Origin of the sequence: Dolichospermum sp. DET69 (assembly GCA_017355425.1) — a bacterium.
Taxonomy (GTDB): domain Bacteria; phylum Cyanobacteriota; class Cyanobacteriia; order Cyanobacteriales; family Nostocaceae; genus Dolichospermum.
Genome location: CP070233.1, coordinates 3963749 through 3977416, shown reverse-complemented (window position 1 = coordinate 3977416; position 13668 = coordinate 3963749). Strand labels below are relative to the sequence as shown.

Genomic DNA, 13668 nt, shown 5'->3' with positions numbered 1-13668 from the left:
AACTAAAAATTGTTGGACAAATACATAATGATCAAAGAACACAAACCACAATATTCTCTTGTTTGGACGCACACAATCGCCGATATTCCCCAATCGGCTTGGGATGCTTTAGCAATGCCGTTAAAAACTCCTTTTTTGGAGTGGGATTGGTTGCACAATTTGGAAACATCCCACAGTGTTACAGCTAATGCTGGTTGGTTGCCAAATCACTTGATTGTGTGGCGAGATAGAACCTTAATTGCAGCCGCTCCTTTATATTTAAAAGGACATAGCCAAGGGGAATTTGTTTTTGATCAGCAGTGGGCAGAATTAGCCTCTCGTTTGGGAATAGAGTATTATCCAAAATTACTGGGAATGACCCCCTTTACCCCGGCTGAAGGCTATCGCTTTTTAATTGCTCCGGGAGAAGATGAGGAAGAAATTACAGCTTTAATGCTCCATGAAATTGATAGTTTTTGTGTGAAACATCGCATTTCTGGCTGTCATTTTCTCTATGTTGATCCGCAATGGCGACCGATTTTAGAACGACAGGGGTTTACAACTTGGTTACATCATAATTATGTTTGGGAAAATGCTAATTTTCAAACTTTTGAAGATTACTTAACTGGATTTAATGCTAATCAAAGACGGAATATAAAACGGGAACGGAAAGCTGTAGAAAAGGCAGGTTTAAAACTGCAAGCATTTACTGGTGAAGAAATTCCTAATTCTATGTTTCCGTTAATGTATGATTTCTATGCTGATACCTGCGATAAGTTTGGTTGGTGGGGGAGTAAGTATTTAACAAAGAAATTTTTTGAACAGTTACATCATAATTATCGGCATCGAGTCGTATTTTTTGCAGCTTATAATCAGGAAGATCCGCGTCAACCGCTGGGAATGTCCTTTTGTTTATTTAAAGAAGACAAACTATATGGACGTTATTGGGGGAGTTTTCAAGAAATAGATTGCTTACATTTTGATGCTTGTTATTATACACCAATTGAATGGGCGATCGCTCATGGTATCCAGAATTTTGACCCTGGAGCAGGTGGTAAACATAAAAAACGTCGTGGTTTCCCTGCTACCCCTAATTACAGCCTTCATCGCTTTTATAACAACCGCTTAGGACAAATTATTTTGCCTTGGGTTAGGGAAGTCAATCAGATGGAACAACAAGAAATAGATGCTGTTAATGCAGAGTTACCTTTTAAATAAGGAAATAGATCCCCGACTTCTTTGAGAAGTTGGGGATCTGAATATTGCATCTTGAGGTAATCTAAAAATACTGTTTCTATAAGTTTACTTTTTACAATACCTATGGATTTACTACTCGAAGATTTGACAGCAATTGATAATAAACTTTCTCAGCGTTATATTGATCTTGACCCCAACGGCTATTTTATTATCTACATAGACCAAAATGAAAGATTAATTCATGCAAAGCATTTCACTAATGTGATTAATGAACGTGGTTTAGCAGTAGATCCTGAAACAGGTCAAGTGATTCCTGTGCGCGGTAAAGTGGAAAGAACCCACACAACCGTATTTAGCGGACGCACAGCTAAAGAACTCTGCATCAAGATTTTTGAAGAAACTCCAAATTGTCCTGTGACTTTCCTAGATCATGCAGCTTATTTAGGTAGAGAATTTGTCCGCGCTGAAATGGCTTTAGTATCAGGCAAAGAGTATATTCAAGATTAAAGGGACTACCATCATCTAACTGGTTAGCAGGGAGGGGGTAAAGCAAAATCTCATTAGTGTCAATTTAAGGCGTATTGCAATACGCCCCTACTTATCCGTTGGCTTCCCCACCAACCGTGGGAATAAATTCCTTGTCTAATAGTTAACCAAAAAGTATTTCTCAAGCAACTTCAAAATCTAGGGTATCAAGCTGATGTAGTAGCCAATGGTCACTATCAGATTATTTCGGCTCGGAACACCCTATTCCCTAATCCCCAATCTTCTATTCCTCAGATTCCTTAGAGGCTGGTTGCTGAAAAACTAAATAAATGTAATATGTAGCCATTGGAATCACAGTGGCAGCTATTAACAGCCCCACAACCCAAGCCGTAGCATTACCTTGATTTGTTTCTTCCGCTTTAGTGAAAGTTCCTTCTACCTTAACCGTATCGATTACCGCTGGTGGACCTGGATCTGGTTTACCAGATAAAACAGCAACCAAGCGATCGCTCACATCCAAAAATCCTTGGTTGTATTTATTACCTCCACGTAATGCTGTACCTAATGTTTCTTCAGCCACACTTTGAGCGATAGCATCAGTCAATACAGACTTAACCTGATCTCCACTAATTAAAGTAGTTCCATTAGTAACAGTATCAACTAGTAATAATACTTGATTTGCTTGCTCTGCTGCTGTAGGAAACCATTTACTAAATAGGCCTTTTGCAAAACTTTCCGGTGTTTCCCCATAGTCGAGGCGGCGAATAGTCACAATTCTGGCTTCATTACCAGTTTCTTGAGCCAAATCTTTGAAAGTCTGACTAATCTGCCCTTCATTGAATCGGCTAATCACATCACCTTGATCTAAAATCCAAGTATCTGCTGTCAGACTGGGTATTTGATATACACCAGTAGCAGAAGCAGGTAAAATAAACAGTGAAGTCGCCATCATCATCACCAATACAGGTAAAATGAGACGAGTAAAGTATTTTTCGTTACTAAATAATTGCTTGAGTAACTGTTGCATGGGTTGAATCCTTAAACAGACTTGCAATCAAAATACTACATAATTAGGTCAGTTGTCAGTTGTCAGTTGTCAGTTGTCAGTTGCCAGTTGTCAGTTGTCAGTTGCCAGTTGCCAGTTGCCAGTTGCCAGTTGCCAGTTGTCAGTAGGAAATATCTTTTCCCTGCGCCCCTACTCCCCCTGACAGGTGTAGATTTTTAATATTTTCTGTAGAGGCAAGACCAACTGATGACAAGGAAGGATAGTAGACAAGGGGGATTTTATCCACAAAATACTCAATTGTAGTCTATTCTATTCCCAATCATACACTCTTTTGTACGGTTTTCCTCCCTTGTCACCTTGTCTGCCTTGTCCACCAGGTCTTGTCCTCAAGACAATGTAAAAAACCTACACTTGTCAGCCCTACTCCCCTGTAACCTAAGCTCTGCCAGATTTCCTCAATCATCGGCAGGGATATGCGACTTTATTAAGGTAAAATTAAATTTAATAAAAGTAAAAAATCTTTGTTTTAGAGAAACATCATGACAGCTTCTACCGCCTTTGACTTAGCATCACTAAATCAGGAATTTGAAACCGCAAGTCCCACAGAAATATTAGCCTGGTCTGTTCAGAATATCCCCACAGGACTGGTACAAACTAGCGCATTTAACGTTGATGATATCATCTTGACACACATTTTCTATAGCGTCCTTGAGCATCCCGTTCCTGTAATTTTCCTAGATACGCTATATCATTTTCCCGAAACTTTAGTATTTGTAGCTCAAGTCAAGGAAATCTATAACCTAGATTTACAAACCTATAAAACACCAGACATAGATAGCCGTGAAGCCTTTGCTGCTAAATTCGGTGAAGCCCTTTGGGATAAAGATATTGCTAAATTTCACGATATTACCAAAATTGAACCACTTTTACGGGGTTTAGATGAACTCAAAACAGGAGCTTGGATTACAGGTCGCCGTCGTGATCAAGCTGTTACTCGTGCTACCATGCCTGTATTTGAATTGGATGGTAAAGGCAGATTAAAAATTAACCCCCTAGCTACTTGGACTCGTAAACAAAGCTGGGCTTATGTCGCCGAACATAAAGTAATTTATAATCCTCTCCATGACCAAGGTTATCCCAGCATTGGCGACGAACCCATTACAACTAAAGTAGCTGACGGTGAAGACGAACGCGCTGGACGTTGGAGAGGAAGTGAAAAAACTGAGTGTGGTATTCACATTTAGTCAGTGGTCAGTGGTCAGTTGTCAGTTGTCAGTTGTCAGTGGTTAGTTGTCAGTTGTCAGTTGTCAGTGGTTAGTTGTCAGTTGTCAGTGGTCAGTTGTCAGTGGTTAGTTGTTAGTTGTTAGTTGTCAGTTGTCAGTGGTTAGTTGTTAGTTGTTAGTTAATTAAATGGCAAAATCTAACTTTGAGAATTTGCAAGTTTACCAATTAGCCGAGAAACTGGCTAATGAGATTTGGAACATCGTTGGTAGCTGGGGGCAATTTGCTAAAGAAACAGTGGGTAAGCAAATGGTACGTTCTGTTGACAGCATGGGCGCGAATATTGCAGAGGGTTCTGGTCGGTATAATTTTCAGGATAATCGCCGTTTTGTGAGCATAGCCAGAGGTTCTTTAAATGAAACTAGACATTGGTTACGACAAGCTTACAAACGCAACCTGCTAACAAACGAACAAGTAAATAGGATAAAACCAATTATTGATGAACTTTCTCCCAGGTTGAACGCTTATCTTAACTCCATTGGTAATACTCCAGCACAAAATTCTGACAACTAACAACTGACAACTGACAACTAACAACTGACAACTGACAACTGACAAATTATGAAAATCCTCCACCTTTCAGATATCCATATTGGTAGCGGTTTTTGCCACGGACGGATTAATCCAGCCACAGGTTTAAATACACGGTTGGAGGATTTTGTGAAAACATTATCTTTGTGCATTGACCGAGCGATCGCCGATCATGTAGATTTAGTTTTATTTGGTGGTGATGCTTTTCCGACTGCGACACCTGCACCTTATGTCCAAGAAGCCTTTGCTAATCAATTTCGGCGGCTAGTAGATGCAGATATTCCTACAGTCTTATTAGTAGGAAATCATGACCAACATTCCCAAGGTTTGGGAGGTGCTAGTTTAAATATTTACCGAACTTTGGGTGTACCGGGGTTTGTAGTTGGTGATACTTTAACTACCCATTGCATTTCTACCCGCAACGGAGATATACAAATAATTACTCTTCCTTGGTTAACTCGTTCAACTTTAATGACTCGTCAAGAAACTCAAGGTTCTTCTTTAGCAGAAGTTAATCAACTGCTCACAGACCGTTTAGAGGTGGTAATAGAAGGAGAAATTCGCCGTCTTGACCCTAGGATTCCCACAGTGCTTTTAGCTCATTTAATGGCTGATAATGCAACTTTAGGAGCAGAACGTTTATTAGCAGTGGGTAAAGGTTTTACTTTACCTTTATCTTTATTGACACGACCATGTTTTGATTATGTGGCTTTAGGTCATGTTCATAAACATCAAAATTTAAATAAATCCAATGACCCACCAGTGATTTATCCAGGAAGTATTGAACGGGTAGATTTTAGTGAAGAGAAGGAAGATAAAGGTTATGTCATGATTGAGTTGGAACGGGGGAAAGTAAATTGGGAATTTTGTCCCTTACCTGTGCGGACATTTCGGACAATTGAGGTAGATTTATCTAAGCAGGATGATCCACATAAAGTATTATTGAAAGCGATCGCTAAATATGATATTCAAGATAATGTCGTGCGACTCATTTACAAATTGCGCTCAGAACAATTGGATTTAATTGATAATTCCTCTCTTCACAATATTTTAAGCACAGCGCACACGTATACTATTCAAGCAGAATTAGTTAGTCAGTTAGCAAAACCCCGCATTCCTGAGTTAACAGCTAGTAGCAGTATTGACCCAATGGACGCTTTAAAAACTTACTTGAATAATCGGGAAGATTTAAAAGATATTGCTCCATCCATGTTAGAAGCAGCACAGAATTTATTAGCAAATGATGAGGAACTTTTGCTAGTATTGCAGGGAGGAAAATAAAAATAATAATCAGCTTTTTTACCTGATTAATCCATTTCTCTGGCGCGTGATAGCTCGGAAATATGCCAAAATAGGAATCTGATAAACTTCAATAAAAATCCAAATAATAATTCCTAAATGTGACAAAAAAGTTAGCACTGTCCAAACAAATGGAATCCATGAAAGGGGATCATGAGAATGAGGTGGAAAATAAAATGCTGTAACTCCTATTAAGGTTGTAGGTAAAATTACAAAAGCAATTGCGGATAAACCATAACCCCAACCTAATTCTATACCTACCAATCGCGGTTGGGTCCATCTGAGTCCATTCCAATTCCAAACTAAAGGCGGTTCTCTAGAAGGCATTTTCACCTGTTGTAATTCTAAGTTGACTGTGAAAATTTCGTTGCAAAAATCACAAGACATAGCTTCCATCATCAACATTTGAGAAATTTTACCAACGCGACATACTGGACATGGATAATTTTCGTGAAAATTTAAAGATGTTGATAAAATTGGAGATTTTGGCATAATTAAACCACTCCTTTTTAATAATTGGTAATTGGTAAGAAAAATGGTTCTCCCCTACTTATCCTAAATTTTTCTAATAAAACAACCTAGTTTATTCATAAAACCAGGTTGAATTTGATATGATAATAATATTGAGAATCTAATTAGTCTAGAAAACCCATTAAAATCTCGGAATCGTCAAAGGTATTTGGCGCTATTGGCCGATTTCCGAAGACAGAATAGTTGTCAGCAACTACCAAGGTGCTAGAAGCTATGGGACGAATACCAGATAAGTTAATGCTATCAACTACCTGGAATGTGTTTGCACCTATGGGACGAATTCCCATAGAGTTGAAGGTATCAACTACCTGCAATGTCCCGGTGGTAATGGGACGCATTCCAGCAACTATGATTGTTCCTTGAGAACTTTCTTCAGTATTACTGATATTATCCTGATTATTTTCTGTCATTTTTATTTCTCCTCCGTATTAGATGGCACTTTTTCAAACTAAATCTTTGTTTGTTAAGTGAATTTTACAATAATTAAGGAAAGAAGTATTTTTTTCCCATATATTTAGAGTCTAACCTTAAACAAGCATATATCACAGGTTGAATCTGAGATTGATATATTTTTTGATAAAGTTAGAGTCTTGATTATATCAGCTAATTTACATTTATTTTAGTACACATAGATTAGACCAGGGTATAAAATTATTTTATATCTTTTATAAGATTCCTAGCATAATCAAAAATTATTCATTTAAAGAATTAAGTAACTATGCCATTTTGATTGAGAATCTTGACGGTTTTTTTCTGGTACTAATAACCGCCAACTTTTACCTTCTTTCTGAATTTGCAGATAAACTTCAAAGGGTTTTTGGACTTGTTTAAAACTGCGTTTTGGTAATTTCACAGTAAAGTCATAATTTCCCTGTACCCGGTAAGCGGGTAAGTTTTCTATGGTGAGGGGTTGTTCTTGAGTAATAGATATGCGTTGAATATTAAATTTTTGGAAGTTTAAATCTAGCTGTTGGTTAAGTTGCTGTTGGGTTTGTTCTAGTTGGAGGGCGATCGCTTTTTGCACTAATTCTGGGGTTGGTAATAATGCTAGACTAGTACAAGCCGTTAGGCAAATTATTAAAATACTTATGAAAATCCACTTCATCATATTTTTATTTATTATTAATGTATTTAAACATATCATCACTAAGAGGTTGTTTGAAAAGTTTTGAGTGGTGATCTTAGGCACTTATTGATCCCCCCTAACCCCCTTAGAAAGGGGGGAACTAGAGTCAAAGTCCCCCTTTTTAAGGGGGATTTAGGGGGATCTAAAAATATTTGATACACCATGAGGGACTTTATGGCTAACGCCACGCAAGCTATCAAACATCCTCTAACCACCACTTACAGGAGGAATTAAAACCACCTCGTCACCATTTTGGAGAATGGTATCTGGTTCAACAAATTGCAAATTAACACCAAAGCGAGTTAGTTCACGCCATTGGCTTAGTTTTGGTTGTTGAGTAATTAAGCGATCGCACACAGATTGAACTGTTGTACCATCAGGAAAATCCCACACTAACTCATTGACACCATAAACTTCTTGATAAATAGCAAATAACTTGATTGTTATAGTAATTGCAGCATTAGACATAATATAAACGTTGTCACATTTTTTTATATACTTAGTTTATAGCAGATCATAGGATAAACTTACTTATTTAACTAAAAACTCAGGAACAATGACAGAACAATTTAACTTTTTTCAACATTGGTATCCTCTCATACCCACAGAAGATTTAGAACCACAAAAACCAAAATCTATTACATTATTAGGAAAAAGATTAGTAATTTGGAAACCTACTAAATCAGCGACATATCGAGTATTTTTAGATCAATGTCCCCACCGTCTCGCACCATTAAGCGAAGGACGAATAGAAGATAAAACAGGTAACTTAATGTGCAGTTATCACGGTTGGGAATTTAATGAAAATGGTATTTGTCAACACATTCCCCAAGCAGAAAAACCAGAAATTGTCACTAAAAATCAAGATAATTTTTGTGTTATTTCCTTTCCAGTGCGTCAACAACAGGAAATACTTTGGGTGTGGCCAGATGAGAAAACATCAGCAATAGCAGAAAATACACCTTTACCTTTATCACCACAAATAGACGCAGCGAAAGGATTTGTTTGGTCTAATTATATTCGAGATTTAGAATACGATTGGCAAACATTAATAGAAAATGTGGGAGATCCTAGTCATGTCCCTTTTGCTCATCATGGAGTACAAGGTAATAGAGAAAAAGCTGTACCTATACCTATCAAAATAGTCAAATCAACTATTGATTTAATTGAAGTGAATATTGAGAGAGGTATATCTACAACAATTACATTTGAACCACCTTGTAGATTAGAATATGTAATAAATATTGGTAACACGGGAAAAAAACTAGGTTTACTTGTTTATTGTATTCCTGTATCTCCTGGCAAATCGAGAATAGTCGCTCAATTTTCCCGTAACTTTGCCAAAAACTTACATAGGATTATTCCTCGGTGGTGGGATCATATTCATGACAGAAATCTAGTATTAGATGGTGATATGATGCTACTAAATCAGCAAGAGTATTTATTACAGAAAAAACAATTAAATGAAAGTTGGAAAACAGCTTATAAATTACCGACAAATGCTGATAAATTCGTAATTGAATTTCATAATTGGTTTGATAAACATTGTCAGGGAAAATTACCTTGGACAGATTTAGGAATTAGTGTAAGTGAATCTCCAACTATTAATGATAATCATGCAGAAATGTTGGACAGATATAAACAACATACTCAACATTGTAGTAGTTGTCGAACAGTAGTTAAAAATTTAGAACGGTTGCAAATAGCACTTTTAGCATATTTTGTAATTATCATATCTGGAGTAGCTGTATTACCTGATCATTGGCGTTTACAGCTAGGTTTACCATTAGTAATTACAGCACTTTTAGGACTGGGAATTTATTCTTGGTTAAAATTTTCCCTCATTCCTAAATTCTACTTTGTAGATTATATCCATGCTGAAAAATAAATCATGAATAATAAACCAATTACCCATTACCAATTACCCATTACCCATTACCCATGAACTAAAGTTTTAATTCTAAACGTTGAAAATCCTGCTGTACCTCATTCCATAAAGCTTTATTAAATGGGTCAGTTTTTAAGGCTTTTTTCAGATAAATCCTAGCTTTTGGAAGTTGTTTTTCCGTGATTAAAGCTCGTCCCCAGATTTGATAGGCGATCGCTAACCATTGACGCACTTCTGGATCTGCTGGTAAACGTGCCATTAAAGCCTCCGCTAAAGCGATCGCTTGGGGAAAACGTCTTTCTTGTAAAAACCGCTGCAACTGTTCATAAGTTTTCCACTTTAATCGTTGTTCAATATCCTCTAAATTTGGTGGGTGAGATATAACCGTTGTTTTTGGTGCTGCTGGTTGAGTTTTAACTTCTGTAGTGGTAGAAACATGAGTTTTCACTTCACTAGTCCGGGGCTTAATTTCCTTTGGTGGTAATACAGTTTGCAGGAATTTATAAGCCTCTGTCACCGCAATAAATTTGTCTTTTGCTTTGAGATCATTTGGGTTAATATCAGGATGATATTGCTGTACCAATCGGCGATAGGACGCTTTAATATCAGCAAAAGAAGCTCCTGACCTTAAACCTAATATCCGGTAATAATCTTCAAGATCCATGTTGCTTCGCTTCGCTCCCATTCAAAATTCAAAATTAAAAATCCAAAATGAAGAATTCCTACCTTTAAATTTTCAACTTTGAATTTTGAATCATTTTGCAGTATCTATGGACGTTCTTCAATCACACGATCAATTAAACCGTATTCCTTAGCTTCTTGAGCAGACATGAAAAAGTCACGATCCATATCTTTTTCAATTTTGCTTAAAGGTTGAGTAGTATTATCAGCATAAATTTGATTTAACTGACTACGAATTCGCAGAATTTCTCTAGCTTCGATTTCGATATCAGAAGCTTGTCCACGAGTTCCACCAGAAGGTTGGTGAATCATAATCCGAGAGTGAGGTAAGGCCATGCGTTTACCCTTTGTCCCAGCAGCCAACAGGAAAGATCCCATGGAAGCAGCTAAACCGACACAGATTGTCACCACATCAGATTTGATATGTTGCATGGTGTCATAAATTGCCAAACCGGATGTCACCATCCCACCGGGGGAATTGATATATAAATAAATATCCTTCCCTGGATCATCGGAATCCAGATATAGCATGACAGCAATGATTTGGTTGGCAATTTCGTCATCTACATCTCTTCCCAGGAAAATAATTCTTTCCCGGTAAAGACGGTCATAAATGCTAATCCAATCTGTATATTGTCCACCAGGCATCCGGTAAGGAACTTTAGGCACGCCTATAGGCATTTGCGGTACTCCGTTTGTAATTGGTCAATGGTCAATGGTCAGTGGTCAGTGGTCAATGGTCAATGGTCAATGGTCAATGGTTATTGAGTTATTAGTTATTAACAACTGACAACTGACAACTGACCACTGACCACTGACAAGTTAAAGGACACTTGCAGGGAGTGGGGGATTAGCGAGTTCTTCCTTCCTAAAAACTCTGTCAATCAAACCATATTCCTTAGCTTCGTCGGGAGTCATGTAGAACAGACGATCCATGTCTTTGCTAATTTTCGCACTGTCTTGTTCAGTCGTCCGAGCGAGAATTTCCAGCATTGAAGCTTTATTTGCCAAAACTTCCTTAGCACGAATTTGAATATCCGTTGCTTGTCCTTGGGCATAGCTCTTAGGCTGATGCAGGATAATGGAAGAATTGGGCAAACTAGCACGACAACCTTTTGTCCCGGCACTAAGAATCATCGCTGCCATACCCATTGCCGAACCAATACAAATGGTGTGGATAGGAGGCTTGATATATTTCATAGTGTCATAGATAGCGAAGGCTTCGGTTTCAAAACCGATAGGTTCGCCACTGTAACTAGAAGTACCTGTAGAGTTGATGTAGATTTTAATTGGCTTTTCGGGATCATCGGACTGTAAATACAGCAATTGGGCGACAATTAATTCCGTCACAGACGGAACAAGTGGCATACCCAAATAAACAATCCGCTCCTTTAGGAGTAAAGAGGGTAAATCTGGTGGTGGTGTCCGGTAGGAGCTATCACCGGAATAGGGGGCTTGCACAGCCTTGAGGTGAGAAATATCCATAGCAAATGAATCGCCTAAAACTATGCCGTTAACTGTATTACATCCTAGCGCGATGTCTGGGAGATTTAAGGTGCGGATTTCTGCTATGTTAACGAATTTTGGATTAACTAGGGTTGTATGGCGATAAAATCTGGATATTTTTGTCTATTCATCTTTGATTTCGCCTAAAGAAGCAAATTTGATCAAATTGCTGGTTTTGAGGATGATGGTAGAGTGATTTCTGAGGAGATAATGTCTGTTATAATGAGTTTTAATGGCTCATATCAATTTTAGAAGCTATATTTTATAGGTAAGAATCATTTTAAGAAAGCAATATTATCTTTGGAATCTCGTATTGCTGAACACAAAAAAAAATCAGGCTAGAATTAGATAAGGAGTTTCCAGATTCAGGTTTAATTAACCACTGGCAAAAGGAAATTAAAGCTTTTGACCAAGGAATAAAACAAGCATTAAAAAGATTAGGAAAAAACTAATGACACTAGCAAAACTAAAAATTAGTAGTGAAAACTCAACACTTAATCAGTTACTCATAGAATTACAGGAAGAATGCCAAAATGTTCTTGCTCTTGTTAATCAATTACAACTTTCTGAGTTAAGTGATGCCTACAGCAAGCGAAGCTATCTTCAAAAGGGTAAAATTCTTTCAGAATTGTTGGTAGCTTCTATCCATTTACATTCTCATTGTGATGAAGAATGGCAAAATTTGATTTCTGATGAGTTGGAATCTTTAGCGGATGATTAGGGATTTTATCAGGGCAAACGCATCTTATTTTTAGAATGCTTACTGGACAAAGGTTTTGACGATTGTTTAGTTTTGTAACTAAAAGTTGAAACCCTTGCTGGACATGGATTACAGAATTTAGGTGCGTTTGCCCTGGGGATTTTATTGATTTTCAAAAGGAGAATTTTTGTAAAATAGTTGATACAAAGAAGTCAGATAAATTTATTCTAAGTAAATGGGCTGAAATAAATATCAAAATAATATTGTTGATTAGGACAGGCTAGAAGTAGGCTGTTCACTTTGAACCCTTTACCCCATAAGGCTTCATGCAAAAAATGTGTCGTGTGTTCTTGTGGGAAAACCCCTGCAACAGGTGTTTTCCCACAAACAAAAAATAACACGAATAATTTTCCGAAAAATCCCTCAAAAACACACAAAGTCAACAGCCTAGGCTAGAAGCCCATCCCACAAGAATATTATACTTATTGTGGGGTGGGCATCTTGCCTGCCCATATTGTATTTAATTGTGCCTACCTACTTACTATTCTCATCGTCCTGATCCAAATCAATGGATTAATTGGCGGATTAGAAAACAGACTGAGAACCTGAATTAAACTAAATTAATACGCTAGATAGGACTGTTTAAGTTTTATCTAGTAATAGTTCCAATCTATAGGAGTTAATCATTATGCTTCCGATTGATAAATGTGTAGTTTGTAATGGCAACTTATTAGAAACTAAAGTAACAGAAATTATCAAAGGTGGTAGTAATACCGCAACATTACAAGTAAATGCTTCAGTTTGCCGAAATTGTGGAGAACGTTTTTATCATGTAGATACAATTAGAAAATTAGAAAATATCAAACTCAAATGAGAAAGACAAGAAACTGAAGATTTAACTCCAGTAGATCAATCTTTTGAAGTTGCATGATAACCAAATCAACAATAATTGTAGGTTATTAAATGGGAACTTTTGGATGTTTAGTTTGTAAAGTTTTATCAGCAAGAAGGAGAAATACAGAAGCAAACAGAAACTTGGGAATATTTGCGTCAAGAAATTGATGAAAATCCCTTTTAAATTTGATATAAATTTGAACTCATTGTGATGAAGATTGGCAAAATTTGATTGCTGATGAGTTGGAATATTTAGCGAATGATTAGAGCGATCGCATCATAAAACATGGAATAATATAAATAAACTCATAATCAAACCCGATATTATGACTGATACACCTAGCAAAATTCAAGAATTTATCAATTTTGCTCGTTCGCTAAAATTATAGATAAAGCTCTAGCTCATTTTTTGATAAGCCTGGGCAGATTCTACCAAAATCAGGGCTTTTATAACTCAAGGATTTAGAATAGCATGATTTTATTATAGCGGTTCTCGGTCGGATGAAATACAATCGAGGGCGGGGAAACCCCGCCCCTACGGAGTTTACAATTTAATTGCTGTA

Annotated in this window: 16 protein-coding genes; 8 read left to right on the top strand and 8 right to left on the bottom strand. The window is 37.2% G+C overall.

The window, feature by feature from the left end; genetic code table 11:
* The first annotated feature begins 27 nt into the window (after positions 1–27).
* Both EZY12_18165 and EZY12_18160 read left to right on the top strand, forming a co-directional pair.
* Entirely contained in the window at positions 28–1197 is a 1170-nt protein-coding gene (locus EZY12_18165) for an N-acetyltransferase (GenBank protein QSX66697.1), read from the top strand.
* 102 nt (positions 1198–1299) lie between these two features.
* Complete coding sequence (locus EZY12_18160) at positions 1300–1683, top strand: DUF4346 domain-containing protein (protein QSX66696.1); 384 nt, start codon at positions 1300–1302, stop codon at positions 1681–1683.
* Positions 1684–1945: 262 nt separating this feature from the next.
* Here the strand turns inward: EZY12_18160 and EZY12_18155 are convergent, their stop codons facing one another.
* The gene (locus EZY12_18155; protein ID QSX66695.1) at positions 1946–2689 is read right to left on the bottom strand and encodes a TPM domain-containing protein; all 744 of its coding nucleotides are present in this window, start codon (positions 2687–2689) and stop codon (positions 1946–1948) included.
* Positions 2690–3207: 518 nt separating this feature from the next.
* On the opposite strand from EZY12_18155, the gene cysH reads away from it, so the two are divergent.
* The 3 genes from cysH to EZY12_18140 all read left to right on the top strand — a co-directional run bounded on the left by cysH (position 3208) and on the right by EZY12_18140 (position 5761).
* On the top strand, positions 3208–3912 hold the full coding sequence (gene cysH, locus EZY12_18150; protein QSX66694.1) for a phosphoadenosine phosphosulfate reductase: 705 nt from the start codon (positions 3208–3210) through the stop codon (positions 3910–3912).
* Positions 3913–4078: 166 nt separating this feature from the next.
* On the top strand, positions 4079–4462 hold the full coding sequence (locus EZY12_18145; GenBank protein ID QSX66693.1) for a four helix bundle protein: 384 nt from the start codon (positions 4079–4081) through the stop codon (positions 4460–4462).
* 45 nt (positions 4463–4507) lie between these two features.
* Positions 4508–5761: an exonuclease SbcCD subunit D gene (locus tag EZY12_18140; protein QSX70725.1), complete on the top strand. Its 1254-nt coding sequence runs from the start codon at positions 4508–4510 to the stop codon at positions 5759–5761.
* A gap of 18 nt (positions 5762–5779) precedes the next feature.
* Here the strand turns inward: EZY12_18140 and EZY12_18135 are convergent, their stop codons facing one another.
* From EZY12_18135 to EZY12_18120, 4 genes are all read right to left on the bottom strand, one after another.
* The gene (locus EZY12_18135; protein ID QSX66692.1) at positions 5780–6271 is read right to left on the bottom strand and encodes a hypothetical protein; all 492 of its coding nucleotides are present in this window, start codon (positions 6269–6271) and stop codon (positions 5780–5782) included.
* Between the two features lie 143 nt (positions 6272–6414).
* Positions 6415–6720 (bottom strand): hypothetical protein, encoded by a 306-nt coding sequence (locus EZY12_18130; GenBank protein ID QSX66691.1) that lies wholly within the window; start codon positions 6718–6720, stop codon positions 6415–6417.
* A gap of 290 nt (positions 6721–7010) precedes the next feature.
* Entirely contained in the window at positions 7011–7415 is a 405-nt protein-coding gene (locus EZY12_18125) for a hypothetical protein (protein ID QSX70724.1), read from the bottom strand.
* 228 nt (positions 7416–7643) lie between these two features.
* A complete protein-coding gene (locus tag EZY12_18120) occupies positions 7644–7904 on the bottom strand; it encodes a MoaD/ThiS family protein (protein ID QSX66690.1) in 261 nt (86 codons plus the stop codon).
* 88 nt (positions 7905–7992) lie between these two features.
* Between EZY12_18120 and EZY12_18115 the strand changes: the two genes are divergently transcribed.
* Positions 7993–9324, top strand: a complete 1332-nt coding sequence (locus EZY12_18115; protein ID QSX66689.1) for a Rieske 2Fe-2S domain-containing protein — start codon at positions 7993–7995, stop codon at positions 9322–9324.
* A 58-nt stretch (positions 9325–9382) separates the two neighbouring features.
* Here EZY12_18115 and EZY12_18110 read toward each other — a convergent pair whose 3' ends face one another.
* The 3 genes from EZY12_18110 to EZY12_18100 all read right to left on the bottom strand — a co-directional run bounded on the left by EZY12_18110 (position 9383) and on the right by EZY12_18100 (position 11490).
* Positions 9383–9988 (bottom strand): DnaJ domain-containing protein, encoded by a 606-nt coding sequence (locus EZY12_18110; protein QSX66688.1) that lies wholly within the window; start codon positions 9986–9988, stop codon positions 9383–9385.
* A gap of 104 nt (positions 9989–10092) precedes the next feature.
* Entirely contained in the window at positions 10093–10686 is a 594-nt protein-coding gene (locus tag EZY12_18105) for an ATP-dependent Clp protease proteolytic subunit (GenBank protein QSX66687.1), read from the bottom strand.
* Positions 10687–10827: 141 nt separating this feature from the next.
* Positions 10828–11490: an ATP-dependent Clp protease proteolytic subunit gene (locus EZY12_18100; protein QSX66686.1), complete on the bottom strand. Its 663-nt coding sequence runs from the start codon at positions 11488–11490 to the stop codon at positions 10828–10830.
* Positions 11491–11962: 472 nt separating this feature from the next.
* On the opposite strand from EZY12_18100, the gene EZY12_18095 reads away from it, so the two are divergent.
* Positions 11963–12232: a hypothetical protein gene (locus EZY12_18095; GenBank protein QSX66685.1), complete on the top strand. Its 270-nt coding sequence runs from the start codon at positions 11963–11965 to the stop codon at positions 12230–12232.
* Positions 12233–12899: 667 nt separating this feature from the next.
* On the top strand, positions 12900–13085 hold the full coding sequence (locus EZY12_18090) for a YgiT-type zinc finger protein (GenBank protein QSX66684.1): 186 nt from the start codon (positions 12900–12902) through the stop codon (positions 13083–13085).
* Positions 13086–13668 lie beyond the last annotated feature (583 nt).

Excerpts from the sequence above, each read along its gene's own strand:
- EZY12_18165 (QSX66697.1), top strand. The coding sequence starts at position 28 with ATGATCAAAGAACACAAACCACAATATTCTCTTGTTTGGACGCACACA.
- EZY12_18160 (QSX66696.1), top strand. The coding sequence starts at position 1,300 with ATGGATTTACTACTCGAAGATTTGACAGCAATTGATAATAAACTTTCT.
- EZY12_18155 (QSX66695.1), bottom strand. The coding sequence starts at position 2,689 with ATGCAACAGTTACTCAAGCAATTATTTAGTAACGAAAAATACTTTACT.
- cysH (QSX66694.1), top strand. The coding sequence starts at position 3,208 with ATGACAGCTTCTACCGCCTTTGACTTAGCATCACTAAATCAGGAATTT.
- EZY12_18145 (QSX66693.1), top strand. The coding sequence starts at position 4,079 with ATGGCAAAATCTAACTTTGAGAATTTGCAAGTTTACCAATTAGCCGAG.
- EZY12_18135 (QSX66692.1), bottom strand. The coding sequence starts at position 6,271 with ATGCCAAAATCTCCAATTTTATCAACATCTTTAAATTTTCACGAAAAT.
- EZY12_18130 (QSX66691.1), bottom strand. The coding sequence starts at position 6,720 with ATGACAGAAAATAATCAGGATAATATCAGTAATACTGAAGAAAGTTCT.
- EZY12_18125 (QSX70724.1), bottom strand. The coding sequence starts at position 7,415 with ATGAAGTGGATTTTCATAAGTATTTTAATAATTTGCCTAACGGCTTGT.
- EZY12_18120 (QSX66690.1), bottom strand. The coding sequence starts at position 7,904 with ATGTCTAATGCTGCAATTACTATAACAATCAAGTTATTTGCTATTTAT.
- EZY12_18115 (QSX66689.1), top strand. The coding sequence starts at position 7,993 with ATGACAGAACAATTTAACTTTTTTCAACATTGGTATCCTCTCATACCC.
- EZY12_18110 (QSX66688.1), bottom strand. The coding sequence starts at position 9,988 with ATGGATCTTGAAGATTATTACCGGATATTAGGTTTAAGGTCAGGAGCT.
- EZY12_18105 (QSX66687.1), bottom strand. The coding sequence starts at position 10,686 with ATGCCTATAGGCGTGCCTAAAGTTCCTTACCGGATGCCTGGTGGACAA.
- EZY12_18100 (QSX66686.1), bottom strand. The coding sequence starts at position 11,490 with ATGGATATTTCTCACCTCAAGGCTGTGCAAGCCCCCTATTCCGGTGAT.
- EZY12_18095 (QSX66685.1), top strand. The coding sequence starts at position 11,963 with ATGACACTAGCAAAACTAAAAATTAGTAGTGAAAACTCAACACTTAAT.
- EZY12_18090 (QSX66684.1), top strand. The coding sequence starts at position 12,900 with ATGCTTCCGATTGATAAATGTGTAGTTTGTAATGGCAACTTATTAGAA.